The organism is Cellvibrio fontiphilus, from assembly GCF_042646205.1.
Taxonomy (GTDB): domain Bacteria; phylum Pseudomonadota; class Gammaproteobacteria; order Pseudomonadales; family Cellvibrionaceae; genus Cellvibrio; species Cellvibrio fontiphilus_A.
The window spans coordinates 514,100-540,362 of sequence record NZ_JBHRTF010000003.1; the positions used below are offsets into that span (position 1 = coordinate 514,100).

21 protein-coding genes are annotated in these 26,263 nt (G+C 45.9%); 16 read left to right on the forward strand and 5 right to left on the reverse strand.

The window, feature by feature from the left end:
• The first annotated feature begins 103 nt into the window (after positions 1-103).
• The 4 genes from lon (at position 104) to ACFODX_RS07920 (ending at position 6,333) form a co-directional block, all read left to right on the forward strand.
• Positions 104-2,524, forward strand: a complete 2,421-nt coding sequence (gene lon, locus ACFODX_RS07905) for an endopeptidase La (protein ID WP_378117788.1) — start codon at positions 104-106, stop codon at positions 2,522-2,524.
• Positions 2,525-2,728: 204 nt separating this feature from the next.
• On the forward strand, positions 2,729-3,001 hold the full coding sequence (locus ACFODX_RS07910; protein ID WP_040391956.1) for an HU family DNA-binding protein: 273 nt from the start codon (positions 2,729-2,731) through the stop codon (positions 2,999-3,001).
• A 185-nt stretch (positions 3,002-3,186) separates the two neighbouring features.
• Positions 3,187-5,058: a SurA N-terminal domain-containing protein gene (locus ACFODX_RS07915; protein WP_378117790.1), complete on the forward strand. Its 1,872-nt coding sequence runs from the start codon at positions 3,187-3,189 to the stop codon at positions 5,056-5,058.
• A 273-nt stretch (positions 5,059-5,331) separates the two neighbouring features.
• The gene (locus ACFODX_RS07920) at positions 5,332-6,333 is read left to right on the forward strand and encodes a glycoside hydrolase family 53 protein (protein WP_378117792.1); all 1,002 of its coding nucleotides are present in this window, start codon (positions 5,332-5,334) and stop codon (positions 6,331-6,333) included.
• Positions 6,334-6,412: 79 nt separating this feature from the next.
• Here ACFODX_RS07920 and ACFODX_RS07925 read toward each other — a convergent pair whose 3' ends face one another.
• The 5 genes from ACFODX_RS07925 to flgA form a co-directional block, all read right to left on the reverse strand.
• Positions 6,413-8,755, reverse strand: a complete 2,343-nt coding sequence (locus ACFODX_RS07925) for a glycoside hydrolase family 2 protein (RefSeq protein ID WP_378117794.1) — start codon at positions 8,753-8,755, stop codon at positions 6,413-6,415.
• A gap of 54 nt (positions 8,756-8,809) precedes the next feature.
• Positions 8,810-9,907, reverse strand: coding sequence for a glycoside hydrolase family 53 protein (locus ACFODX_RS07930; RefSeq protein ID WP_378117796.1), 1,098 nt, complete (start codon positions 9,905-9,907; stop codon positions 8,810-8,812).
• A gap of 228 nt (positions 9,908-10,135) precedes the next feature.
• The gene (locus tag ACFODX_RS07935) at positions 10,136-10,612 is read right to left on the reverse strand and encodes a flagella synthesis protein FlgN (RefSeq protein WP_378117798.1); all 477 of its coding nucleotides are present in this window, start codon (positions 10,610-10,612) and stop codon (positions 10,136-10,138) included.
• Between the two features lie 86 nt (positions 10,613-10,698).
• A complete protein-coding gene (gene flgM / locus ACFODX_RS07940; RefSeq protein ID WP_378117801.1) occupies positions 10,699-11,022 on the reverse strand; it encodes a flagellar biosynthesis anti-sigma factor FlgM in 324 nt (107 codons plus the stop codon).
• A gap of 168 nt (positions 11,023-11,190) precedes the next feature.
• A complete protein-coding gene (flgA, locus tag ACFODX_RS07945; protein WP_378117803.1) occupies positions 11,191-11,808 on the reverse strand; it encodes a flagellar basal body P-ring formation chaperone FlgA in 618 nt (205 codons plus the stop codon).
• Between the two features lie 362 nt (positions 11,809-12,170).
• Here flgA and ACFODX_RS07950 point away from each other — a divergent pair, with 362 nt between their 5' ends.
• The 12 genes from ACFODX_RS07950 to flgK all read left to right on the forward strand — a co-directional run bounded on the left by ACFODX_RS07950 (position 12,171) and on the right by flgK (position 26,239).
• Positions 12,171-13,127 (forward strand): chemotaxis protein CheV, encoded by a 957-nt coding sequence (locus ACFODX_RS07950; protein WP_378117805.1) that lies wholly within the window; start codon positions 12,171-12,173, stop codon positions 13,125-13,127.
• Between the two features lie 52 nt (positions 13,128-13,179).
• Entirely contained in the window at positions 13,180-14,055 is an 876-nt protein-coding gene (locus ACFODX_RS07955) for a CheR family methyltransferase (RefSeq protein WP_378117807.1), read from the forward strand.
• Between the two features lie 291 nt (positions 14,056-14,346).
• Entirely contained in the window at positions 14,347-14,748 is a 402-nt protein-coding gene (gene flgB, locus ACFODX_RS07960; protein ID WP_378117809.1) for a flagellar basal body rod protein FlgB, read from the forward strand.
• A gap of 69 nt (positions 14,749-14,817) precedes the next feature.
• Positions 14,818-15,267, forward strand: a complete 450-nt coding sequence (gene flgC, locus ACFODX_RS07965; protein ID WP_378117812.1) for a flagellar basal body rod protein FlgC — start codon at positions 14,818-14,820, stop codon at positions 15,265-15,267.
• An 11-nt stretch (positions 15,268-15,278) separates the two neighbouring features.
• Complete coding sequence (locus ACFODX_RS07970; RefSeq protein WP_378117818.1) at positions 15,279-15,977, forward strand: flagellar hook assembly protein FlgD; 699 nt, start codon at positions 15,279-15,281, stop codon at positions 15,975-15,977.
• An 83-nt stretch (positions 15,978-16,060) separates the two neighbouring features.
• Positions 16,061-18,499, forward strand: a complete 2,439-nt coding sequence (locus tag ACFODX_RS07975) for a flagellar hook-basal body complex protein (RefSeq protein WP_378117821.1) — start codon at positions 16,061-16,063, stop codon at positions 18,497-18,499.
• Positions 18,500-18,790: 291 nt separating this feature from the next.
• Entirely contained in the window at positions 18,791-19,534 is a 744-nt protein-coding gene (flgF, locus tag ACFODX_RS07980) for a flagellar basal-body rod protein FlgF (protein WP_378117823.1), read from the forward strand.
• 71 nt (positions 19,535-19,605) lie between these two features.
• Positions 19,606-20,391, forward strand: a complete 786-nt coding sequence (flgG, locus tag ACFODX_RS07985; protein ID WP_378117825.1) for a flagellar basal-body rod protein FlgG — start codon at positions 19,606-19,608, stop codon at positions 20,389-20,391.
• 73 nt (positions 20,392-20,464) lie between these two features.
• Positions 20,465-21,106 carry a flagellar basal body L-ring protein FlgH gene (gene flgH, locus ACFODX_RS07990; protein ID WP_378118133.1) on the forward strand — a complete coding sequence of 214 codons (642 nt, stop codon included), beginning with the start codon at positions 20,465-20,467 and terminating at the stop codon, positions 21,104-21,106.
• A 23-nt stretch (positions 21,107-21,129) separates the two neighbouring features.
• Positions 21,130-22,233: a flagellar basal body P-ring protein FlgI gene (locus ACFODX_RS07995; protein WP_378117831.1), complete on the forward strand. Its 1,104-nt coding sequence runs from the start codon at positions 21,130-21,132 to the stop codon at positions 22,231-22,233.
• Positions 22,234-23,427 carry a flagellar assembly peptidoglycan hydrolase FlgJ gene (flgJ, locus tag ACFODX_RS08000; RefSeq protein ID WP_378117833.1) on the forward strand — a complete coding sequence of 398 codons (1,194 nt, stop codon included), beginning with the start codon at positions 22,234-22,236 and terminating at the stop codon, positions 23,425-23,427.
• A 4-nt stretch (positions 23,428-23,431) separates the two neighbouring features.
• A complete protein-coding gene (flgK, locus tag ACFODX_RS08005; RefSeq protein WP_378117835.1) occupies positions 23,432-26,239 on the forward strand; it encodes a flagellar hook-associated protein FlgK in 2,808 nt (935 codons plus the stop codon).
• Positions 26,240-26,263 lie beyond the last annotated feature (24 nt).

Sequence of the window (26,263 nt, forward strand, 5' to 3'; positions counted from 1 at the left end):
CGCTCTTTTTTTTCTGTGAGCGCAACTTGTAATTAACTCCATTTGCCCCCACTCTTTGTTCATGGCAAGGTGTTAGTTGCCTTCTTGAGATAGAGAGGAACCAATGGTCGCTGAAACTCCTGTTGATACCCAGATTACCGATATCCCCTTACTGCCACTGCGTGATGTTGTTGTTTATCCGCATATGGTAACTCCCTTATTTGTCGGAAGAGGAAAGTCCATTGAGGCTCTTGAGCGAGCAATGGCCAATGACAAGCAGGTTTTGTTGGTCGCGCAAAAAAGTCCCCAACAAGATGAGCCCTCGGGGGATGATTTATATAAAGTTGGCACAGTAGCATCGATACTGCAGCTGCTTAAGTTGCCGGACGGTACAGTCAAAGTACTTATCGAAGGTCGTGAGCGCGTTCGAATTGAATCAATATTTGATTCTGGCTCTTATTTTAAAGCTAATGCGTCACTTATTGTGAGTCCTGAAGTCGAAACGTCGGAGGCCCGTGCGCTAATTGCTTCAGTAATGGGGCAGTTCGAGCAATACGTCAATTTGAGCAAGAAAGTTCCAGTTGAAGTAATTACCTCCCTCTCTGGCATCGACGATCCTGGCCGGCTGGCTGACACAATTGCTGCTCATATGTCGCTTGAGTTACCTAAGAAGCAGTCGGTATTGGAAGTGGCTGATATTCGTGAACGCATTGAGCACTTGCTGGATTTGATGGATGCAGAAGTGGATCTTTTTCATGTCGAAAAAAAGATTCGCGGGCGAGTCAAAAAGCAAATGGAAAAAAGCCAGCGCGAGTATTATTTAAATGAACAGATTAAAGCTATACAAAAAGAGCTGGGTGAGTTGGGTGAAGAGGTTAGCGAGGCTGACGAATTAGAGCGAAAAATCGCTGCAGCTGCTATGCCAAAAGAAGCTACAGAAAAAGCCCGAGCGGAACTTAACAAACTAAAATTAATGTCACCGATGTCAGCTGAGGCCTCTGTGCTTCGTGCTTATATTGACTGGATGATAAAAGTACCCTGGAGTAAAAAAAGTAAAGTCCGAAGTGATCTTGCTCGTGCTGAAGAGGTACTCAATAAGGATCATTTCGGCTTAGAAGAGGTCAAGGAGCGCATCTTGGAGTACCTTGCTGTTCAGCAGCGAGTTAAAAAAATTAAAGGACCGATTCTTTGTTTGGTTGGCCCCCCAGGTGTTGGTAAGACTTCTTTAGGGGAGTCTATTGCGCGAGCTACAAATCGTGAGTTTGTTCGAATGGCGCTAGGTGGTGTGCGCGATGAGGCCGAAATTCGTGGTCACAGACGTACCTATATAGGCTCCCTGCCGGGTAAGTTGATTCAAAAAATGGCCAAAGTCGGGGTGAAAAATCCGCTCTTTTTGCTTGATGAGATCGATAAAATGGGAATGGATAACCGCGGCGATCCTGCTTCAGCTTTACTTGAAGTGCTAGATCCTGAGCAAAATAGTCACTTCAATGATCACTACCTTGAAGTTGATTATGACTTATCCGATGTGATGTTTGTTTGCACATCTAATTCTATGAACATTCCTGGTCCACTGCTTGATCGTATGGAAGTCATACGGATTCCCGGATATACGGAGGATGAAAAGCTAAATATTGCACAGCGCTATCTGATTCCTAAACAAGTTAAAGCTAATGGTCTGAAAGATGCTGAAATTGAAATTACAGCCGATTCAATCAGGGACATTGTTCGTTATTACACACGTGAGGCTGGTGTTCGAGGATTGGAGCGAGAAATCGCAAAGATTTGTCGCAAGATTGTTGCGCGTCATGTTAAGGGGCGCACTATAAGTGCGGAAGTGGTTCACCCATCCATCCTTGAAGACTTGTTAGGGGTTCGCAAGTTTGACTATGGCAAGGCGGAGAGTAAGGATCAGGTTGGTCAGGTTACAGGTTTGGCTTGGACTCAAGTAGGTGGAGAGCTGTTAACTATCGAAGCATCTGCAGTGGCTGGGAAAGGAAGGATTATTAAGACAGGATCACTGGGTGACGTGATGCAAGAATCTATTCAGGCAGCACTGACTGTTGTTCGCTCGCGAGGCCAGGCTTTGGGAATAGCGCCAGACCATCATGAAAAAGTTGATATCCATATTCACGTACCTGAAGGGGCAACACCTAAAGATGGTCCAAGTGCAGGTATTGCCATGTGCACTGCATTGGTTTCTGTACAAACCGGTATCCCTGTTAAAGCTGATGTTGCAATGACCGGTGAAATTACATTGCGCGGAGAGGTCTTGAGAATAGGAGGACTCAAGGAAAAACTACTTGCTGCTCACAGAGGTGGTATTAGAACGGTTATCATCCCCGCTGACAACGAGCGTGATCTCAAAGAGATTCCATCAAATATCAAAGAAGACCTGTCAATTAAACCGGTCAAATGGATTGATGAAGTTTTAGAAATTGCTCTTCAATACAGTCCCAAGCCAATTAGTGATGAAGAGTATCGGGCTTTGGAGAAAGCAGCACAAAAGTCAGATGAGGCAGATAGTAGACTGAGCACCCATTAAAGCTTTCAAGTGGGGCATTTGGTATGGCTGCTTGTTTTGTGATCAAAGCGGGGTGGGTTTTGTGTAAAGCTGTAAGCTTTCCTTGACCCTCCGATTTTCAGTTGGTATAAATCGCAATTCATTTGCTGCACAGACTATGCGAATTAAATGCGTGATTAAATTTGTACTGTGTGTTTAGAAACAAATAATCAAAAGGGGTTAAGTGTGAACAAAACTGAGCTGATTGAAGCCATCGCCGCATCTGCGGATATACCAAAGGCAGCTGCTGGACGCGCGCTGGATGCTGTGGTTGAGAGCATTACAGGGGCCCTTAAGAATGGCGACTCCGTTGTTTTGGTGGGGTTTGGCACCTTCGCGGTTAAAGAGCGTGCTGCCCGTACTGGTCGCAACCCTCAGACTGGTGCTGAGATCAAAATTGCAGCGGCCAAAGTTCCTGGTTTTAAACCCGGTAAGTCTTTGAAAGACGCGGTAAATTAATTTGGTTTTTGTAGGTTTTATGCCAACCACGAAACACAAAAAGCGCATCTAGGTGCGCTTTTTTTTTAGTGATTTTAGTATTTGAATGAATTTAAAAAGCTAAATCAATTCTAATAAGTACCATAAGTCCCTCTGTATGCCTCTTAGGAAGCTATCAGATATTCCCATCATGTTAGGAGTTTAAAATGTTACAACACCTCAGAGATAATTCCAGAGGAGTAATCTCTTTCATCTTAATCGGATTTCTGGTGATCATTTTTGCCCTTACCGGTGTTGAGGCATTATTCAACTGGGATACATCCGCGAATCAAGCTGCCAAGGTTAATGGTGAGCAAATTACTGAAATGGATGTGGCTCGTGCAGTTAGTATGCAGAAACAGCAAATGCTTAATTTATACGGCGATCAAATTCCTGCTCAATTTTTGAGTGATGAATATTTGCGCAAGCCGGCTTTGGATAATCTGATCCAGCGGTTGATTTTATCTCAGGCTGCAAAAGATGTAGGCATGGCAATCGATGAGAATTATCTTGCAGAACAAATTACAACAACTCCGCAGTTCAAGAATGAGTCTGGAGTGTTTGATAATAGTGCTTATCAGAGATTACTTCGTAATATGGGTTACACCCATAGTTCATACACCAAGATTCTCTCTGATGAATTAATTATCAATCAATTACAAGCGGGCGTTGCTCAGAGTAGCTTTTCTACTAACGTTCAACTTGAAGATGCAATTGCATTAAGTTTTCAATCGCGCGATATACAATACGTAATATTGCCATCAGCTAAGGCACGTGACTCGATTCAGTTACAGGACTCTGATATCCAAACTTACTATGATGCGAATCAAGGGATGTTTGTAAGCGAAGAGCAGGTTGCTGTCGATTACATTAATTTGAGTGTCCAGGACTTAATGAAAAATGTATCGGTATCTGACAGTCAGATTCGTGAGCAGTATGAACAAAATTTATCATCTTTTGTTGCTGCACCTGAGCGTCAAGCAGCGCACATTTTAATCGAAAATAATGATGCTGATAAAGTTAAAATTATTTCCGAGAAATTGGCATCCGGTTCTGAATTCGCTGACTTGGCAAAGGAATACTCTGATGATTTAGGAAGTAAAGATCAGGGTGGTGATCTTGGTTTTAGTTCGGGTGACGCTTTTCCTAAAGAGTTTGAAACTGCACTTTCTAGCCTTAAAGTTGGTGAAGTTTCTGCACCCGTAAAAACAGATGCAGGGACCCACTTTATTAAACTGTTGGCTGAGAAAAATACAACGCCACCTAGCTTCGAAGAGCAAAAAGTTGAAATTGAGGAGCAGATTAAGCGAGCAGAGGCTGAGTTGCTTTTTGTTGCCCAGCTTGAAAAATTGCGTGATCTTTCCTACAACGCTGAGAGTTTGTCTGATGTAGCTAAGGAATTAAATTTGACTGCAGTCAATTCCGGGCTTTTTGAAAAAAGTAAAGGCCAGGGTGTGATGGCTAATCCAAAAGTTGTTGATGCTGCTTTCTCGGATGAAGTTCTGCGCGATGGCAACGCCAGTGATGTGATCGAAATTGACTCCAGTAATGTACTCGTGCTAAAGATGACTGAGCACAAGCCCAGTAAGACAAAGTCATTGAGCGAAGTAAAACAGCAAATCGAAGATACGCTCAAAGATCAGAAAGCTCGTGCAGTACTGACCGAACAATCGCAAAAATTTATTGCAGATATCAAAGCAGGTTCGTCTTTGGCTGATTTGAGCAGTGCGGCTAATCTAGAGATTAAAGAGTTTAAAGAGGCGACGCGCAATTCAGCTGGAGTTGACACCGATGTACTACGTTATGCTTTCTCTATGCCAAAGCCTTCAGCTAATCAACCTGCTGTAGGCAATGTAATTACATCTGCAGGCGATATGGCTATTGTTGTTTTAAGTGCAGTGTCTTCAGGTGTAGGAAACAAAGTCGCAGAAGAACAGCGTTCGGCCATTAGCTCTCAGTTAGCCTCTTTATATGGAAGGAATGATTTTTCTGGATTCCAAAAGTTCTTGAAAGACTCAGCTGATATTGAGCAGAAATAACGGTCAGTTATTTTTCGTTAAAAAGAAGAACCCGCATCCTTGATGCGGGTTTTTTCTTTTTAATCACGCCTAAATTTTTTTAGTCATACTTATCTTCACGGATGGGGTTTATCTCTCTTCCTTATATAGGCATCATAGCTTGTAAATAGGTATTATATGTAATATAAATATAACTTATAGGCGGGGCCTATGTTGTATAGCTGGTTGCAACGCTAGCGTGAAGGGAGGCAAATATCTGATAACAATAACTTTAGGTTCAATGGAGATATCCCCATGAAAAAAACATTTCTTTCTTTGTGTATTGGTGCAGTGTTGTCAACTTCAGCTGCATGTGGCTGGGGGGCACCAGTTAAAGGTGCTGATGTTAGTTGGACATCTGAAATAGAGGCTAATGGCATTAGCTACTACAACCGAAATGGTGTGAAAAAAGATATTCTCGCCATTATGAAAGAGCAAGGTATGACCGCTGTGCGTTTGCGTGTATGGGTAAACCCTGCTGATGGTTGGTATAACTCAACGCAGGATGTGGTTGCAAAAGCAAAGCGTGTAAAAGCAGCAGGCATGAAATTAATGATTGATTTCCATTACAGTGATACTTGGGCTGATCCCGGGCATCAAACAAAACCAGCTGCATGGAATAGTTATTCGCTACAGCAGTTGATGGATGCTGTATGGAATTCAACACGCTATACGCTACAAGCAGTCAAAGATGCAGGCGTTACGGTGGATTGGGTTCAGGTTGGAAATGAAACAAACAATGGAATGCTGTGGAACGAAGGTAAGGCATCGGTCAACATGAAAAACTACGCTTGGTTAACCAATACTGGTTACAACGCGGTAAAAAGTATTTATTCCAGTGCGAAAGTTGTAGTGCACCTAGCAAACTGTCATGACAACGCTAATTTCCGTTGGATTTTTGATGGACTTAAAACAAATGGTGCCAAGTTCGACATTATTGGTGCCTCGTCCTACCCGACAAACGCAACTGGCTACACTTGGCAAGCTGCAAATAGCGCATGTTTAAATAATTTGAATGATATGGTTGCGCGTTATGCTGTACCAGTAATGATTTCTGAAATTGGCGTGCCTTGGGATCATGCTCAGGCTCAAACTATTGTTAAGGATATGATCACAAAAGTAGGGCAGGTAAGTGGTGGTAAGGGGATTGGTATTTTCTATTGGGAGCCTCAGGCGCGTCCCGGCTGGAAGGGCTACACGCTCGGGGCTATGGACAATAATGGCAAAGCAACAGCGGTGTGGGACGCCTTCAAGTAGTATTGAGAATGTGAGTGCGACCTGAATAAAAAGCCCTGTTTTTACAGGGCTTTTTATTAACTGCAGAGGTAGTCTGCGATCATTTAATTTGCAGAGTTGATGTGGGTAGTTTGTCTGCTTCTGCGGTCACCTGAATATCCGTTAGTGAGTCGCCAATTTCCACTAATGCAGTGGCGATTCCAGCGGCAGTAGTAACAGAGGTTGGACTTATCAGTTTGGCGGAGCCTGTAACACTAAATTTCACGGGTATTCCGTTGCTATGAACCCGGTTGCCGTTTTTATCCTGCAAGTGAGCGTATACAAAAACGGTATCTTTTACTCCTGCAACAGGGGCTTTTCCACTTGTATCGATAGTTAAGTTCATTTTTTCAACTGCGCCGGGTGTTGTAACACTGTATTCGGCAACCGCCTTACCTGAGCGATAACCTATAGCTTTGAGTTCGCCAACTTCAAATGCAGGAATTGTAAAAGTAAAAGGAGGATGCTTCAGATTGGTTGTGTTTGGATTAACATCCGGTTTTTGTTTTGCGATCACTTTTCCATTGAGCAGTAATTCCACTTCATCTGTATTGCTAAAAACTCTTACATTGAGCGGTGAGTGTTGAGTCCATTCGCTGGCGATAAAAACCATAGGGCCTGAAGCAAATTTTTCTGAAACCTCATCGGGGCTGCGCTGGCTTTGATAAAAGTAATAGCTGTATTTAGGCAAACGGTCGATGCTCATAATGCCCGAGCTTTCCAAGTCAGGTGCGTAACCGCGATTGTAATCAAACATTACCCAATAACCGTCAGCGAATGCCGGTGTATTAAAGTTATCGTTATGCGCCTCTTGAATATTTGATGCTTGTTGTAATAAACGTATTTCACCATCGCTAAGCAATTGACGACTTGAGCGGTCTGCTTGTAATAAATTTGCCCAAGCGCTTTGATTCAAGCCCGCGTTCATTGCGTAGTATTCCCAATCTCCATATTCACTCACAATATATGGCTTAGCTGGGGTTTTGTAGTGTTCCAAGCGATGTTGGCGCGCTTGCAAATAAATATCATAACCGTACTCCTGCCAACCTGCAGAGAGCGCACCTGGATATTCCTGTTTGATAATTGTAGTGAGCGAATCGATAAAGGCCTCACTCATCCAGGATTCATTAAGAGAACATTCCCATGCCATGACTGATGCATGATTGCGGTCGCGACGAATAAGATCCCGGCAGGTTTGTTGAATCTGAGCCTGAAATGCAGGGTCTTCCGAAAAGTATTGCCAGCCTAAAATAGAATTTAGTAAAACCAAACCTAACTCATCAGCAGCGGCCATAAAAGCAGGAGAGTGGGGGTAGTGGGAAAGACGAACATAATCAAAACCGGCAGATTTAATTTTTACTGCATCGCGATAGTCAGCTTCATCGGAAGTGGCGTAACCAATATAGGGATATTCTTGATGACGATTCACGCCACGTAAAAAAGTTTTTTCACCATTAATATATAACTGCCCCTCGACCCATTTGAATTCACGGATGCCTATGCGATTTGTTTTTTCATCAACTAATGATTCTCCGTCATAAACGCGTGTCACCAAATGATAAAGGTTTGGCGTTTTGGGTGACCAAAGGCGTGGATTTTTTACTATCAACTCAATGGTACTTTCAGCGTCAATGCTACCGTCAATCGTTTGCTGCGCGCTTGATTGAGTCGCCACTTTTTGATCACCATCGAGCAGCTCCTGCTCAACGCGAAATTGTTTTGATTTTTGGTTTTTGTTAACGAGATGCGTTTGTATATTTATAGTCGCTTCTGTCTGGCTCACGCTTGGATAGCGCACAAAAATTCCACCACTTGCTATTTTTCCAGCTGCTACCGGGTCGCTAATATGTAAGTCGTTATCGATTTGCAGATAGACATGGCGATAAATTCCACCATAGGTGTTGAAGTCCAGATCGTGCAGGGGTTTGGGGCCGGTGATGGGGTTATCCCTGTTGTCCAAACGAACGATTAATTCATTAGGTGCATCCCATACAAGTTTTTCAGTCAGGTTTACTGAAAAAGGTAAATAGCCGCCCAGATGCGTTGTGAGTTTTTCGCCATTTAGCCAGACCTCAGCAACGTTCATTGCTGCTTCAAATTTCACACTAACGTGTTTACCTTTCCAGGCAGGCTCGGGAGTAATAATTTTTTTGTACCAGGCATCCCCTTGAAATTGGTCATTTACTATCAATGGTTCAATTTTGGGCGTGTGGGGGATAGCAATAGTTTGCCATTGGGTTTGTGCTTGTGCAGACGCTAGATCCAGAACTTTTTCGCTGCGGAAAAATTGCCAGTCTTTATCGTAGTTGATGTCTGCTATGACACTGGTTTTTGGTGTTGGCGAGCAGGCAGCAATAAGCCCACACAATGCCAAGGCGCCCAATTTTTTCAGGTTTTTGTTCATCGATCATCTCTCTCTTTTAACATTATTTCAGTATCAGATTTTTTTGTATTTAAATTATTGGGAGAAAAATAAAAATGCCGGCAAGGATTTGTTGCCATCCGCGGCGTTAAAGAAGCTGGCATTTTCCCAGTGTGAGCCTTGCCCCCAGAGGGTAGAACACTTAGTGCTTATCCACGCTGGTTCCCAATACACTATGCCCATGCCGCCAGATGCTTTTACTAAATTTCGCAAGGTGAGCAGATAGCTGGCTTGGCCTTTTGGCGTTGCTGGAAATTCTGGTTGCACTGCATTTTTGCCTAATACATTTGCGGCTTTATCATAATTTTGTAATGAATAAGGGTAGGCTGTTTCCACAATCAGAACCTCCTTGTTGTAGGTGTTTTTAAGAGTGGCAATCGCCTTTGGTAAATCTGCCAATTTGTAGGTTGACCATTGTGGATAATAAGAGAGGCCGATAATGTCATATCCCTCGACCCCGTTTTCTGTAGCTTGCTTAAACCACCAGATGGCATTTTCGGGTTGGGCGATATGCAGCACTATGCCAATTGGTTTATTAGCTTTTTTACTGTAATCACGAACAGCTTTTATGCCGCTATTTAATAATTTGGCATTGCGCGTCCAGTTTGGAATGCCGTGAACAATTTTGTCCTTCGCTTGTAATATTTCGATATTGGTTTCATTGCCGACTTGAACCAAATCGGGTAACAGATTTTGTGTATCCAATGTTGCGAGGGTTGCGAAAGTGTAGTCGTAAAGTACTTGAGCTAATTCATCATCATTATTGATATTGGCCCAGGCCTTAGGGACAAATTGTTTTTCCGGATCGGTCCAGGTATCTGAATAATGAAAGTCGAGCAGGGTTTTCATTCCCTGATCTTTGGCGCGTTTTAGCGTTTTAGCGGCATCGGGCAAGTCGGAATATTGGGTCCAGTCTGCGTCGTGCCATAGGCGAACCCTGATTAAATTCGCACCTTTTTCAGCGAAGAGCGCAAAAGGGTCTTTACGTTTGTTTTTATCAAAATATTTTGCCCCGCAATCTTCCATTTCGTTCACGTAGGATAGGTCAGCCCCCAGATAAAAAGGGTGCTCATTACTTTTGGCCAGGGCAGGGCTATTGATGATGCAAATAAAGATCAGGAGAAAATACTTCATTTGTTATTCCTATTATGGGTAGGCGTCTGACGGCTGTTTGATTTGAAAAAACAGCTGAAGCTGCGGACATGATCATTAATATATATGATTTATATTAATGATTATACTTGTGCTGTCAACACAGAATTATGTGATAGCTATTTCCCGGCGCGTTAAGCGCCGGTAGAGAAGAGAGGGGGTAATGCAAAGGTGCCCTTGAATGAACAAAGGCGGACGGAGTGAGGTACTTCAGGCTTTAGCGACGGTGAAGGAGGAGGTTTGCTCGCTTTTCAGCCCTTGGGCGGTGTAGAGAGAGGCAGTAGCTACCTTACCGCGTAACAGGTTGAGTAAATGATTAAGTGTTTGCTGGGAGCGAGCGATGAGTTTGCCGTTAATGTCATTTAACTGCTGGCATTCCTCAAATTCAACGACAAGGCGCTGCCAGTCTTCCCGTAGAGGAAGGGTCGCGGTATTGCGCTGGAGGAATAGATCCCATCCTTGAGCGTTGGTTGGCAGGTTAAGCGCATTTAGCACAGCTGTTCGCTGCTTACTATTGTGATTAAGCTGGTCGACCAGGATAGTCTTTTGCTCTGCGATTGTAGAAAGCTGGTCTTGTTTGCGTTGTGCAAGTTGCTCGCGTTCGTCGATTAGCAATTGCTTGAGTTGTTGGATAGCAGATGAATCCTGCGCATGCATCTGGCGCAGTAAGTTTATATCAAGAGACATAGCAACCTCTTTTTGCCGTTGTTGGCTGTATTTGGCACAAAACCTTAAACCGCGCAGGGGAGGCGAGGTTTAAGGCCTGTGCCGGTTTATCCAAGTAGATCGTTTTGGTTGAGCATGTTTTCCGCAATGCGGTCGGCGTTGATTTCAAAACGCCCTTCAGCGATGGCGCGACGGATTTCGGCAACCTTGTCCAGGTTGACGTCCGGTGCGCTATCGATTTTGCTTTGTAAGCGGCCCAATGTTTGCGCCTCTTGGCTCAAAACCACCTGATCTCCAGCTGATTTGCTGCTTGGAGTTTGAGGGCTTTTGCTTTCGGCAGATTTAACCTCTGCCGATGGGCTGGACGCAGGTTTGCTGCGAGTGCCCTTGGCGCTGACTGAATCAAGCGAGTTGTTAGTATTAAGAATCATGTTTTTCCCCTTTAAGCCTGCAGGCATCTTGTCTGCTGGCTGTTAATCTAAACGTCGCGGTTGCTATGTCGTGACACTTGGAGGACCGTTTAAGCGGTTCTCTTGATAGTCTTATCGGCCAAGGTCGCGATAACTTTAGCAACATTTTCATATTCCCTACAGGGTTAATCAAAGTGTCTCAACAAGTCCCTGATTCACTACAATGCCAGTGACTATGCGCTCTGATGAGCTATTTTTTACACGAATCTTTTGCCCAATCCGGCCATCAGCCAAGGCAACACCTGAACTTAATACCTTGATAGCCCCGGCTTGCGCTTGCAAGGTGACGCTCTCACCGCGTTTGATTGCCGTGGGCGAATCAAGCGAGCTGGTTTTAAAAGCTTCTCCCTGAGCGATATTGCGCTTGGCTTCTTTTCCAATAATGTTCTCACTGCTCAAGGCATAGCCTTGGCGTATGCTGCTCACATTAACCAGGTTGTCGGTCAGGTGACTGGCGCTCACACGCTCGCCTCTTGCAATGGTGCGAGCTGCTACGGGAATTTGACGATACACCATCACTTGTGCGGGAACGTGGACTGACCAGCCTCCCGGCGCAGGGCATTTGGCTTGAACGCTCAAGTTTCCACCCAAACCGCTTGGATCTTGCAGGTTAAAAACGATGGTGTCGGGGCAGGTCTCAAGCCTTAGGCGCGCATCCAGATTGCCAACCTTTATGTCCAGGCGTTCATGTTCTACTTGGCTGTAATGGCTCGCCAAAAAATTGGCAACATCTTGCTTGAGTGCCAATGGGGAATAAATCTGGGCAAAAGCATCAAAACTGGCAAAGAGGATGCCGGTGCCACACAGATAATTTGTAAGGCGAGCACATGAGCGCACGAGTTTTTGCGCAGATGCCCTGTTTGTGCGGCTATGCGTTAGATATTTACAGAAGAAATTTTTGCAAAAACTAGGAAGTTCCATATTTTGGCCTATCCTCAAGGATAAGAATCGAGTGTCATTCAAGTAATCGGAATAACGTCTAAAGTCTGACACTTTTTTGCCGCTAAGCTACTTATGTGCTTCAAAGCAAATACTATGCCGTTGCTGGTGAAAATATATTCGCAACTTGTCCGTAGTAGGCTGACTTTTACAAATAACGAGGTAATTGCATGGCTGGGGTAATGGATAGTGTCAATCAGCGTACGCAACTGGTTGGCCAAAATCGTCTTGAGCTTTTGTTGTTTCGCCTGGGTGGACAACAGCTGTACGGTATAAATGTGTTCAAGGTGAAAGAAGTGCTTCAATGCCCGCAATTGAATGCAATTCCCGGCCGCAGTTCTGTGGTGCGGGGCGTTGCGCATATTCGTGGTGGCACCTTGCCAATCATGGATATGAACCTGGCGATAGGGCGGCGTGAATTGCCTGATATTGAAAGTTGTTTTGTGATCATCACGGAATACAACCGCACGGCCCAGGGCTTTTTGGTTCGCTCAGTTGAGCGAATTGTGAATATGAATTGGGGCGATATTCACCCGCCGCCCAAAGGTGCGGGCAAAGAGCATTATTTGACGGCGGTTACCCAGGTTGATGGCCAATTGGTGGAAATCATCGACGTGGAGAAAATCCTTGCTGAAGTGTCGCCTGCACGTGAAGAAGTCAGTGCCGGTGTTATTGAGGATGGAATTGCCGACAGGGTTGTGCAAAAACATGTACTAATCGTTGACGACTCTACTATCGCCCGTAAACAAATCCAGCGTGTTGTTGAGGGGATGGGTATTAAAACCACGCTGAAGAAAGACGGTGCCGAAGGTTTCAACTACCTACTCGATCTTTTGAAAGAGGGTAAAGATCCTTACTCGGAATTGATCATGATCATTTGCGATATTGAGATGCCGGAAATGGATGGTTATACCTTCACGGCCGAGGTTCGCAATCATCCGCAGCTTAAAAATCTCCATATTATTTTGCACACCTCACTGAGTGGTGTATTTAATGAAGCGATGGTGCGTAAAGTAGGCGCTGATGACTTCCTGGCTAAGTTCCACCCGGATGAGTTAGCCAAGCGCGTCAATGATCGCGTATTGGCAATTACCGGTGAGAGCCTGCTTCCGCCCGAGCAGGGCTAAGTTAAAATTGTCGCTGCAATTTTGCGGCGACATGTTTTTTTAATGAGAGTTTATGAGTAATAAGCCAACGCCAATTTCCAAACCGCTAGGCGGCGATAACCTCAATCCGGCTGATTTTGATCAGTTCAGGCAGTTTCTTGAGGAGGCCTGCGGCATTTCATTGGGTGATAACAAGCAGTACCTGGTGACAAACCGAATCCGCCGGATTCTGGAAGAAAACAACATCGCCTCATTTGGTGAGTTGGTAAAAAGTTTGAAGCAGGGTTTTAATCGAAAGTTAAAAGATCAAGTTATCGATTCTATGACTACTAACGAAACCTTCTGGTTTCGCGATGTTTATCCTTACGATCACCTTAAAAACGTATTGCTCCCCCAATTGATGGCCGGCAATAACCGCATGTTCGGCCCTGTGCGTATCTGGTCTGCGGCTTGTTCATCGGGGCAGGAGCCTTACTCCATCAGTATGATGGTGGAAGAGTTCAAGCGACAAAATATGGGCAATCTGGCGCGCCCGGTACAAATTGTGGCAACCGATTTATCTTCCACGGTGCTGGAGCAAGCTCGCAGCGGGGAATACGATAAGCTATCGGTCATGCGTGGGCTTACGGCAGATCGATTGGCGCAATTTTTTGATAATCCCAACCCTGCAATGTGGAAGGTAAAGCCGTTTGTCAAAGAGCGGATTGAATTTCGTTCGCTGAACTTAATGGATTCCTATGTGGGTTTGGGTAAGTTCGACATAGTGTTTTGTCGCAATGTGCTGATTTATTTTAATGGCGATTTGAAACGTCAAATTCTGCAAAAAATTCATGCTTCACTAAAACCGAACGGTATTTTATTTCTTGGATCTTCTGAAGGGCTGGCTGGTGTCGCCGATCTATTTGAAATGGTGCGTTGCGAGCCTGGCATTCTTTATCGCGCTATTTAATGCGGTTTATACCCTCCAGGCAGCAGTAAAAAAACCGGGTTTATAGCCCGGTTTTTTATTGCTTGCCGTTTCTCAATTCCCCAGCGGTAAAGCTTTGCCGCTTTTGTGTTGCCGCTTTTCGTCTGGTGTGGGCGAGCTTCTTAAAAACCCTTTAAAAACAATTGGTTGAAACTTATTTTGGGGTTTGGCATAGCCGTTGCTTTAACACTAACAACAAACGCAATACCGCCATTCTTTGCCGATAGTGCGAAAGTGTTTTTAGTGTTGCAGACCAGTATCAGGTGAAAACAAATGTCCATTTCCTTTGAAAAAGCCCTTGGCATACATGAATCAGCTCTGCGTTTTCGCTCCGAGCGAGCCGCGGTGCTGGCCAATAACCTGGCTAATGTGGATACCCCCAATTTCAAAGCCAAGGATATCGATTTCAAGCAGGCCCTGAATCAAAAAATGAATGGCAACAGTGGATTCAATTTGGCTACAACCCAAGCCGGTCATATCGATGGTGCCGGTTTTGCCAGCGATGAAGCGGACACTCTGTATCGCACGCCGCAACAACCCTCTATCGATGGCAACACGGTCGAGGATCAAATTGAGCACGCGGAATACATGAAAAATGCCTTGGCTTTCCAATCCAGTTTTCAGTTTTTAAATAGCAAATTTACTGGTTTGCGCAGTGCAATTCGTGGCGAGTAATTCAACTCGGCAGGCACAGAGTAACAAGATTTTTTGCATCAAAAATGCACAGATAAATAGGTGAACCACATGGCTCTGGGAAATATTTTCGACATCGCAGGCACCGGTATGAACGCACAAAGTTTGCGTTTGAATACCACCGCCAGCAACTTGGCCAATGCCCAGTCCGCAAGCTCCAGTGTTGACGAGGTTTATCGCAGTCGTCAACCCGTGTTTGCGGCTATCCAGCAAGAAGCCATGCGTGCCAGTGTGTCCGAAGGTGCCTACAGCGACAACGAAGTAGATGCAGCTGCCGGTGTTCAGGTGATGGGAATTGTCGAGAGTGATGCGCCCCTGCAGCGTCGCTATGAACCCGGGCACCCCAAAGCAGATGCGGAAGGTTATGTGTTTTATCCCAACGTAAACCCGGTTGAAGAAATGGCCAACATGATTGCTGCATCGCGCTCCTTTCAAATGAATGTGGAAGTGATGAACTCAGCCAAACAAATGGTTCAACGCGTATTAACACTTGGTCAATAGGGAGCTGAATCATGACTGTATCTGCCGCATCAACAAATAGCGTCACTGATAACCTCAGCATCACTAAAAAACAGGACACCAAAAAGAACACCAATGAATTGGGGCAGGCTGCGTTTTTGGAATTGATGATTACCCAGATGAATAATCAAAACCCACTAAGCCCACAGGACAATAGTGAGTTCGTAGCGCAGTTGGCGCAGTTCAGCTCGGTAGAAGGTTTGGAGCGTTTGAACACCAGCTTTAACAGTTTTATGTCCAATAATGCGCTGCAGGCATCATCGCTCGTTGGTCGTAGCGTTACGGTTGAGTCAGACACCAGTACTTTAGTGACTGGCGGAATAGTGGCAGGCAGTGTGGATCTGGATTACCCCACCACCGATCTAAAAATGAGTATTTACGATGAAACAGGTTCATTGGTGCAAACCATTCCTGTGGGTCAAGCCCCGGCAGGTGAAACCGTGTTTCGTTGGGATGGCCAAAATATCGAAGTAAACGGTGAGCTGCTTGATTGGGAAGCCGGTGAGAATGCCGCAACAGCGGGTGAATATCGTTTTGAAATTACTGCTGGCCAAAATGGAAAAACAGAAGCGCTAAATACTTCATTGAGTGCCAACGTCAACAGCGTAACCATCGGTGAGAATGGCAAATTAATTCTCAACCTGGCCGGCATAGGCGCAGTAGAAGCTGACAAAGTAAAACAATTTAATTAACCAATATTGATGTGCTGGCGTTGAGCACTGACGCCAGCCCACCTGAATGTAATAGCCGTTAACCGATATGGTCGAGGTGTAATATGTCTTTTAATACAGCGTTAAGTGGAATTCGCGCGGCCAATACCGATCTGCAAGTGACCGGTAATAACATCGCCAATGCCAGCACCATTGGTTTTAAATCCTCGCGCGCGGAATTTGGCGATGTATACACCAGCACTCTGTTAGGGGGCGGCTCAAACACTCCTGGTAGCGGCGTCACCATTCAAAATATTCGCCAGCAATTTACCCAGGGTAATTTGAAATTCACCCAAAACGAATTGGATTTGTCGGTCAACGGCGAAGGTTTTTTTGTGGTAGAAAAAAATGGTGACCGTCTGTTTACTCGTGCGGGCACCTTTGGTTTGGATAAAGACGGATACATAGTCAATGGCACCAATGCCACCCTGCAAGGGTTTGCTGCCGATGCCGATGGCAATGTCAGTGGTGTACTGGGTGATTTGCGGGTTGATGTCAGCTCACAAGAGCCGCGCCAGACTACCGCGGTGAATGCAGCCTTTAATCTGGATGCGAATGAGGTGGTATTGGAGACTACCGGCGCCCGCTTTGCTACCAACGGCACAGGGATTAATGAGGCGCAATTAGGTGCAAAAGTAGCGACTACCACAACACTGAATTTAGGCACGGTTGCCGGATCAATTATTTTCAGTCCCACTAACGCCACTGCTTTTACCATTAGACGTACAGATCCGGTCAGCCTTGTTACAACCTCTGTTGATTTGGTGTTGGATTCTGGTTCAGCCGCAACGCCTGCCTCTTTGGCCAACTTGATTAACTCAGCCAACTTTGACTCGGCAAATCCGGTGAATGTTGAAGCCTTTGCTGATCAAGTTACTGGCGAATTGAAGTTCCGTGATTTGGCTACAGGTGTTGCTTCCACTATTACCCTGACAATCGATGCCGCCAATTCTGATGCTAACGCATTAACAGCGGCAATCACTGCAGTGGACAGCCCATCACCTACCTTTACCCCGCAAGCGTCACCCATACTTGAAACGGGTATTCCAAAGGTGACCAACAACTATGGTTCCCATACCTTGGTAATTCGCGGCCCTAATGGTACTGATGTCACTTATATCAGTGAGTATGGCGCCAGCGCAGATGAAACTGCTTCCGAGTTAAATGCACTTGCTGGTGTATCGGCAACCGCGAATACAACCGCGACTCTATTCGCCACAGACCCTGCTGCACTGCCGACCCCCAAGGTGTTTACCAATGACGGCACTTTCCGCTTAAACGGCGTCAATTTAACTTCCACCGGCGTACCTGATATGACCGCCTTGCGCGATGAAATCAATGCGCTGAGTTCCTCCACACTTTTTGGTATTAGTGCCTCATTGGATGATCTCGGTAATTTAGTGGTTGAGTCAGCTACTGGCCGTGACCTTGAGTTTGCGTTTGACGGAACAGGTGGTGTTGCAGAGGTTCAAGGTAGCAATGGTGTGGCGCAGATTGTGGATAACGATGATGACGCTATCCGTATTGGTGGTGAGGTAACTGTCACCCTCCAGGAAGGTTATTCAATTGTGAGCAGTGCCCCGACTGTACCGGTGTATGGTGGCAGCATGTTTGGCTCCATCAACGTTCCGAACTTTTTTACCCCTGTGCCTATTAATGCGTTTGATCCGCAGGATCAAAAAACATTTAACCATGCAACTTCCACAACGGTGTATGACAGCTTGGGTAACGCCCATGTGATGCGTCAATACTTTGTAAAACAACCATACGATCCTGCTGATCCAATGACATCGCCCAACCATTGGAAAATGTATGTGCAAATCGATGGTCAAAATGTGGGCGATCCGGATCCGACATTACCATCACCACAAAACACTGAAGCCACTATGGCTGAGTTCAATGTGCATTTCACGCCAGATGGAACCATCGACCCGTTTAGAACCGATGCCATGTTGATTTCCAACTGGACCCCCATTGGCGAGGATGGTTTACCTATCGGCGGCCTTGGGCCATTGAATGTGTTGCAAGGCGGTACCATCCCGGTGGCTGAGCCGCCCGCTAGCTCTAACTTTGAGATTGATCTTGCGGGTAGCACCCAATTTGGCAGTGTATTTGCGGTAGAAGAGTTGGATCAAAATGGTTATGCCACCGGTCGACTGGCGGGCTTGGACATCAGCAATACCGGCGTGGTATTCGCGCGCTTTACCAATGGTGAGGCCCAGGTGTTAGGGCAGGTGGCCTTGGCTAACTTCAGCAGTGTTGAAGGGCTGAAACCAGTGGGCGATACCATGTGGGCCCAGACTTTTGAAACCGGTGAGGCGATTATCGGTGCGCCGGGTTCAGCCCAGCTAGGTAATATCACCGCCGGTGCAGTGGAAGAATCCAATGTGGATTTGTCTGAGCAGCTGGTGAATTTGATTATTGCCCAGCGCAACTATCAAGCGAATGCAAAAACCATCGAAACGGCGAATGCCACAACCCAAACCATTATTAATTTGAGATAGACCGCGTAAATGACAGGGCGCGTAAATAGTAGGGCGCAATAAATCGCGCCCAACATCGTGCAACGCATATCACAATCCATTGGCGGCAAAGAGCGGAAGTTCTTTGCCGCTTTTTATATTGTTATCTGTCTGTGTGGCTGTAATTAAATGTGCCTCCACAAAATATCCCTTTATATCAACAGCTTAAGGTCTGATAACAACTTGGCACCGCTCTTGCAAAATTCCTGATAACGATCAAACCGCCAAAAAACCAACGTTTGTTTTTTTGGCTGTGAACCGAGGAGTTGCAAGGTGGACAAAGCCCTTTTTATCGCCATGACCGGTGCCAAGCACAATATGCTGGCACAGGCTAACCGCGCCAATAATCTGGCAAACGTAAGTACCACAGGTTTTCGTGCGGATTTCGAACAATCCCGCAGCATGGGTGTTTATTACGGTGATGGTCTGCCTACGCGCGCCTATGCGATGACCGAGTCGCCGCGCGCGGATTTCACTTCCGGCCCAATGATTGAAACCAATAATCCACTCGATGCCGCGATCCAAGGTAACGGTTTTTTTGTGGTGCAAGCTCCCGATGGCACCGAGGCCTATACCCGCGCCGGCAATTTTGCGGTTGATGCAGCAGGTGTATTGCGCACCGCCAACGGTCTAACCGTGTTGGGTGATGGTGGGCCCATCAATATTCCCGAAAATGAAAAAGTACAAATTGGTTCTGATGGAACCATTTCCATTATTGGTCAGGGGCAGGGCCCGGAAGCCATGGTGGAGGTAGGGCGCGTGCGTCTGGTGAATCCGGATATTCAATTGCTGGAAAAAGGCGATGACGGTTTATTTCGCCAACGCGATGGATTAAACGCTTTGCCGGCCGCCGAAGTCACTTTGCGCAGCGGCATGTTGGAAGGCAGCAACGTTAATCCGATTGATGAATTCACACAAATCATGAGCCTTGCGCGCCAATATGAAATGCAAGTGAAGTTAATGAAAACCGCGGATGAAAATTCGGCGGCATCTACCCAATTATTGCAAATGTCGTAATTTTTAAACGCGCTGATTTTTTATTTAACGCATGCCAATTAAATCCTGCCAGTTAAGCAGAGGAAAACATCATGATTACCGCGCTCTATGTCAGTAAAACCGGTTTGTCGGCGCAGGATCGTCAGCTAACAACAATTTCCAATAACCTCGCTAATACCAGCACCATTGGTTTTAAACGGGATCGCGCAGTGTTTGAGGACTTGCTTTACCAAAACCAGCGTCAGCCCGGCGCACAACAAACCCAGGAAACTGAATTGCCCTCAGGCTTGCAACTGGGTGCCGGTGTGCGAGTAGTTGCTACGCAAAAAGAATTTACCCAAGGTTCACTGCAAGTGACTGAACAATCACTCGATGTAGCCATTGATGGTCACGGATTTTTACAAGTGTTACAGCCTGATGGAACTATCGCTTACACCCGCAATGGCCAGTTGCAAATTAATGGCGAAGGCCAATTGGTAAATGCCGATGGTTTTTTATTGGAGCCGGCGATTATTGTTCCTGAAGGTGCAACGCGAATCACGATTGGCACTACAGGTACTGTTAATGCCTACACGCCCGGCGAAGTTGAGCCGCAACAATTGGGCGATATTACCTTGGTGGATTTTATCAACCATTCAGGCCTTCAACCTATTGGTGGCAATTTGTATGTGGAGACAGTAGCCAGTGGCGCACCGGTACAGGGAACTCCTGGTGAAAATGGTTTGGGTGTGCTCAAGCAAGGCATGTTGGAAAATTCCAACGTGGATATTGTGGAAGAAATGGTCAACATGATCACCACTCAACGCGCCTATGAAATGAATTCAAAAGTCGTGTCTTCCGCTGATCAAATGTTGCAATACATTACGCAAAATCTTTGATGAGTAAAACACCATGACTGCATCACTTACTCAATTGCTTCGCCGTTCCAGTGTATTCATCGCTGTTGCAGCAATGTTTATGTCTGGTTGTGCGACCAATAAAAAGCCTTTGCCCGATGACCCGGCCTATGCGCCCACCATCGCTGCGAATATGCCGGTGCCGCATCGCACCGAGGGCGCCTTGTATCAGGATGCTTATGGTCTGAGTTTGTTTGGTGATCGCAAAGCCCATTTTGTGGGTGATGTTATTACCGTAACACTCAGCGAGCGCACCGTTTCACGTAAATCTTCCGGTGTGAATACCAACAAAAATAGTGGCGTTGATTTTAATGCTGGCCCGCTCTTGGGTGTGAATCCGACTATTAAAGGCAATGAACTCACCACCACACTGGAGCAATCCAGAACCTTTAATGGCGGTGCTGATGCCGATCAAAGCAATAGTTTGCAAGGCAACATTACTGTAACGGTTGCCGAAATTTTACCTAACGGCAATTTGGTGGTGCGTGGGGAAAAATGGATCACGCTGAATCGCGGCGATGAATTTATCCGCATCAGCGGTATTGTTCGCCCGGATGATATAGAGCCAAACAACACGGTTGTTTCCACCCGTTTAGCCAACGCAAAAATTTCTTACAGCGGAACTGGCGACTTGGCCAACAGTAGTTCGATGGGCTGGTTATCACGCTTTTTTAACAGTGATTTGTGGCCACTGTAATGGTTTCTTCTGAGGTATTGCGAATGCGTAACTTAATAAAATTTACCCTGGTGCTGCTGTTGTGTTCAGTAGCCAGTGCGCAGGCCGAGCGTATTAAAGATATCGCCAGTGTTGCCGGTGTGCGTGCTAACCAACTAGTGGGTTACGGTTTGGTGGTGGGCTTGGATGGCACCGGCGACCAAACGACACAATCGCCATTTACCACCCAATCGTTTAACAGCATGCTCAAGCAATTTGGCATTACGGTGCCGGAAGGCGCACGTATGCAAATGAAAAATGTTGCTGCGGTAATGATTCAAGCCGAGCTGCCTGCTTTCGCCAAACCTGGTCAAACCATTGACGTGACTGTGTCATCCATCAGCAATGCAAAAAGTTTACGCGGCGGCAGTTTATTGTTGACACCGCTCAAAGGGTTGGACGGAAAAGTGTACGCCATCGCTCAGGGTAATCTGGTAGTGGGTGGTTTAAGCGCATCGGGTAATGACGGTTCAAAAATTACTGTCAACGTGCCCAGTGCCGGCCGTATTCCCAGTGGCGCCATGGTGGAAAGAACCGTGGAAACCAATTTTGCCGGTGGCCAACCAATTGTTTTTAATTTGCATCGCGCCGATTTCACCACCGCTAATGCGTTGGCAAAAAGTATTAACGACATGTTGGGCCCAGATGTCGCTCGCCCTTTGGATGCGGTTTCCATCATGGTGAATTCTCCGGTTAACCCAGCGCAGCGCGTAGATTTTATTGCGATGCTGGAAAACTTGGATGTGAAGATGGGTGAAGAAGTGGCGAAAGTTATTATCAATTCACGCACCGGCACTATCGTTGTTGGAAAAAATGTTCGTGTATCACCGGTGGCAGTTACTCACGGCAGCCTTACCGTATCTGTTGCAGAAAGCCTGACGGTGAGCCAACCCAATGCACTGGCTGGAGGGACTACCGTAGTAGTGCCGAGCAGTAATGTGCAGGCCGATGAAGAAACTAACCCCATGTTTAAATTTGCACCGGGTGCCAACCTGGATGACATAGTGCGCTCGGTTAATAACGTGGGCGCATCACCCAGTGATTTGATGGCAATTCTGGAGGCGCTTAAACAATCCGGTGCGCTTAAAGCTGAATTAGTGGTGATTTAAATGTTACCTATAGATACCGGCGTAAAAGTCCCGCAGGTGCAAGATAATTATCTTGACCCCAATTCATTGAATTCCATCAAAGCGATGGGGCGTGACAGGGACCCTCAGGCAATTAAAGAAGTTGCCAAAAAGTTTGAGGGTTTGCTGGTACAACAAATGCTGAAATCCATGCGCGAGGCGAACGATGTGTTCGCTGAAGGCAATTTTATGGACAGCCAAACCACTCGCTTCCATCGCGATATGTTGGATCAGCAAATGGTAATTAATTTAACCAGCGGAAAAGGTATTGGCCTTGCGGATCATTTTTATCACCAAATGATGCAAAACCACGGCGGCGGTATGCGCGCTGAAAATAACGAGCAAAATAATACCGACTTGGGTATCGCCGATCTACCCGCGCGCGCGGTGACAGCTAAAGATGCAGACACATCAATAATAGCGGCAAGTGACAATAGCATTGATGATTTGAATACATGGATTGATGACTTTGTGCGCATGAGCCACAACGCGCAGGTGGTTGGTGCTGACAGCGCCGACTCACAACAGCCGCCCCTTACCGCCGTTAACTACGCATTAATTCCACAGCTGTTGAGTAAAACGCCTGTTGTAAATCAGGTTGCAGGTAAAAAAGCCAGTGTCAGCACTACACAAGAAAACTTCGTGATGATGTTAAAACCTCACGCTGAAAAAGCAGCCGCTGAATTAAACATCAACCCGGATGTATTAATCGCCCAAGTGGCGCTGGAAACGGGTTGGGGAAAACACGTTATCCATGATCGCAACGGCAACAACAGTTTTAATTTGTTCAATATCAAAGCCGGTGTCCAGTGGCAGGGCGACAAGGTGAATGTAAATACCCTTGAGTATCGCAACGGTATTGCTGCACAAGAAAAGTCAGACTTCCGTAAATACCAAAGTTATGCGGATAGTTTTTCTGATTATGTGCGTTTAATGAAAAACAATTCACGCTATGAAAAAGCCTTGGCCGCTGGTGGCAATTCATCGGCTTATGCTGAAGCACTACAGTCAGCCGGTTATGCGACAGACCCGGAATACGCACAAAAGATAAAACGTTTATTAAACACTGATGCGATTAAATCATTAGCGGCGGCAGAGACGATGAAAACCCTGCAGGCCGGTGTTCAGTCAGTGATCTCGCTAGCGACCAATTCCAGTCGCCAGATAGTGGAGTAACATCATGTCCGGCATTCTCTCTAACGCTGTATCCGGTTTGCAGGCTAGTCAAAATGCCCTGCGCACGGCAGGGCACAATATTTCCAATGCCAATACTCAGGGTTACTCACGCCAGGAAGTCAATTATGTAACGCGCCCTGAACAGTATGTAGGCAGCGCTGGCTTTATCGGCTCGGGCGTGAATACTGCTTCTATTGAGCGAGTGGTCAATGAGTTTGTTACTAACCAATTACGCTTGGATACTGCTACCTATAATCAGTTAAATAAATTCAATACTAATATTGGAAAGGTCGATAAATTATTTGCCGATGTTAGTACGGGGTTGGCGGGTGCATTACAAACTTTTTTTGCCTCCATGCAAAACGGCGCCAACGACCCGGCATCTACACCCGCGCGTCAATTGATTGTCACTGAGACAGAAAGCCTTAGTATTCGCTTTAATAACTTACATCAGCGCTTAAGTGATATTGAGAAAAGTGTTTCTGGTGAAATAAAAACCATCACTTCCCAAATAAGTTCGCTGGCAAATTCTATTGCTACCTTGAATCAATCTATTGCTGAAAATCGCGCTTCCGGTAATGGCAATGAGCCTAATGATTTGATGGATAAGCGCGATGAGGCGCTGCGCCAGCTATCTGAATTGGTGTCGCTACAGTTAGTCAAACAAGATGATGGCGATGTGAATGTATTTATTGGCAATGGCCAGCCCTTGGTAGTGGGGACACAAGTAAGTGCGTTGGCGGTAACTAACGATGGAAAAATTCAGGTTAAAAGCAATAATTCATTCGCGGATATTACCGATAAAATATCCGGTGGGCAGATAGGCGGGTTACTGGGCTTTCGCGAGCAAGTATTGTTGCCTTCCATGAATGAATTGGGCCGTATTGCGTTGGTAATGGCGGATCAATTCAATACACAGCAACAACAAGGTATAGATTTGGATGGTGATTATGGCCAAAAAATGTTTGGCGATATTAATGATCCTATTCTCGCGGCTAACCGTGTTGTTCACGGTCAAAATGCACAGCCATTTGATCGGGTAATATCTGTCACTATCGAAGATACAAACCAGATCACCACTAGCGATTACCTGTTTGAAATTGTTCCTAATTCACAAAATTATGTGATTACACGGCTGTCCGATAAATCAGTGGTAGAGCAGGGCACACTCAGTGGTGCCTACCCAACCAGTATCGGTTTTGACGGTGTCAGTATTAACCTCACCAGCGGCTCATTTCAGGGTGGCGATACCTTTTTAATTCAGCCGACTAAAAATGGTTCGCGCGATATTCAAGCATCAATCTCGCGCCCTGAAGATTTAGCGTTTGCTTCACCTGTACGCACCGCGAGTAATAGCAGTAACTCTGGCAGTGGTTTGATCAGTGCCGGTGAGGTATTGAGTTTGGTCGATAGTGAGGGGAATCGGCTACCGGCATTTTCTACGCCCGGCATGTTATCGCCTCCTATTATTATTCGCTTTACTTCAGAAACTACTTACGATGTGCTGGATAATACTGATCCGGCAAACCCCAAAGATTTGGTTCCGGCTATGCGCGACCAAACATTTATTCCCGGCGCAAGCAACAATATTTTTACCTCAGATATTGGCGAAACTCGCGTGACTGGCAATGGGGATCGTATTGGCTTGCCGCTTGGGCGCACAGCACAAACTGCAGCCCAGCCGCCGGATTTGCCGGGTCCAATGACTGCGACCAGTTTGCCGCAAAGTAATGGTTATCTTGCTGAACAGTTGCGTTTTACATTTACTGATCCAGCAACCGGTGCAATTACCAATCGTGCGATTACTACATCGCCCGGAGCATCAGCGGCACAGACTGCTGCGCAAATCAGTGCCTTGCCGGGTGTTTCTGCCAACGCCTACACCACAGCAACTATTACCGATATTAATTTTGATGCAAGCAGTTTTGCACCGCCGCTGCAGTTGTCAGTCAATGGTGAAAATTTGCTGGAATATAATTTTTCCAATAATGGATTTTCATCGGAAGTACCCAACCCCAATGTCAGTGAAGCGGAATTTAACGATTACCTTGCCGAACGTATTAATACCAATGAGAACTTAAAAGCCTTGGGCATTCGCGCGCAGAGCGGTAATAACCCAATTACCGGCGCACCCGAGTTGAGATTGGTAGCCTCATCGGGAGTGAATTTGGATATACGTTTATCCGCGTCCAACGCTACTGTTAATTCTATTGATGTTAATGACGGTACTGGCAACCCTAATGTGCGGTTATCGGGACAAGATGATCCCTTAACCATAGGTACAGTTGAACAAAGTGCTATCACTGTTGGCGGTAGAATTGATATCACCATGGCTAATGGTATTAGCCTGCAAACTTCACCCACTAACAGCCCATTATTTGGCGATAGTAGTCTCCCTGGGTTTGCATCGTCCTCTTTTGTGGGGTATCAAGTTGCCGTGAGTGGGCAACCTAAACCTGGCGATACTTTTACGATTGGTTTTAATACTGACGGTAAAAATGATAATCGCAATGCCTTGGCGATGGTTGCGCTGGAAACCACTGCCACAATGCAGGACGGCACTTTAAGTTTTGGCGATGGCTATGGGAAATTAGTGGAAGAGGTTGGTACTAAAAGTAGCCTATCTAAAATTAATACTGAGGCAAGCAGAAATTTGCTGGAGCAGAGTCAATCCATGCGCGACGGGATCTCTGGTGTCAACCTGGATGAAGAAGCTGCTGACCTGATTAAATTCCAGCAGCTCTATCAAGCTAATGCCCAGGTAATTTCGGTTGCTCGAGAATTATTTGATACGCTGTTAAGTTCGCTGTAATTTTTTAAAGTTGGTTCATTTTGT

Coding starts and splice junctions, on each gene's coding strand:
- lon (WP_378117788.1), top strand. CDS start 104: ATGGTCGCTGAAACTCCTGTTGATACCCAGATTACCGATATCCCCTTA.
- ACFODX_RS07915 (WP_378117790.1), top strand. CDS start 3,187: ATGTTACAACACCTCAGAGATAATTCCAGAGGAGTAATCTCTTTCATC.
- ACFODX_RS07920 (WP_378117792.1), top strand. CDS start 5,332: ATGAAAAAAACATTTCTTTCTTTGTGTATTGGTGCAGTGTTGTCAACT.
- ACFODX_RS07925 (WP_378117794.1), bottom strand. CDS start 8,755: ATGAACAAAAACCTGAAAAAATTGGGCGCCTTGGCATTGTGTGGGCTT.
- ACFODX_RS07930 (WP_378117796.1), bottom strand. CDS start 9,907: ATGAAGTATTTTCTCCTGATCTTTATTTGCATCATCAATAGCCCTGCC.
- ACFODX_RS07935 (WP_378117798.1), bottom strand. CDS start 10,612: ATGTCTCTTGATATAAACTTACTGCGCCAGATGCATGCGCAGGATTCA.
- flgM (WP_378117801.1), bottom strand. CDS start 11,022: ATGATTCTTAATACTAACAACTCGCTTGATTCAGTCAGCGCCAAGGGC.
- ACFODX_RS07950 (WP_378117805.1), top strand. CDS start 12,171: ATGGCTGGGGTAATGGATAGTGTCAATCAGCGTACGCAACTGGTTGGC.
- ACFODX_RS07955 (WP_378117807.1), top strand. CDS start 13,180: ATGAGTAATAAGCCAACGCCAATTTCCAAACCGCTAGGCGGCGATAAC.
- flgB (WP_378117809.1), top strand. CDS start 14,347: ATGTCCATTTCCTTTGAAAAAGCCCTTGGCATACATGAATCAGCTCTG.
- flgC (WP_378117812.1), top strand. CDS start 14,818: ATGGCTCTGGGAAATATTTTCGACATCGCAGGCACCGGTATGAACGCA.
- ACFODX_RS07970 (WP_378117818.1), top strand. CDS start 15,279: ATGACTGTATCTGCCGCATCAACAAATAGCGTCACTGATAACCTCAGC.
- ACFODX_RS07975 (WP_378117821.1), top strand. CDS start 16,061: ATGTCTTTTAATACAGCGTTAAGTGGAATTCGCGCGGCCAATACCGAT.
- flgG (WP_378117825.1), top strand. CDS start 19,606: ATGATTACCGCGCTCTATGTCAGTAAAACCGGTTTGTCGGCGCAGGAT.
- flgH (WP_378118133.1), top strand. CDS start 20,465: ATGTTTATGTCTGGTTGTGCGACCAATAAAAAGCCTTTGCCCGATGAC.
- ACFODX_RS07995 (WP_378117831.1), top strand. CDS start 21,130: ATGCGTAACTTAATAAAATTTACCCTGGTGCTGCTGTTGTGTTCAGTA.
- flgJ (WP_378117833.1), top strand. CDS start 22,234: ATGTTACCTATAGATACCGGCGTAAAAGTCCCGCAGGTGCAAGATAAT.
- flgK (WP_378117835.1), top strand. CDS start 23,432: ATGTCCGGCATTCTCTCTAACGCTGTATCCGGTTTGCAGGCTAGTCAA.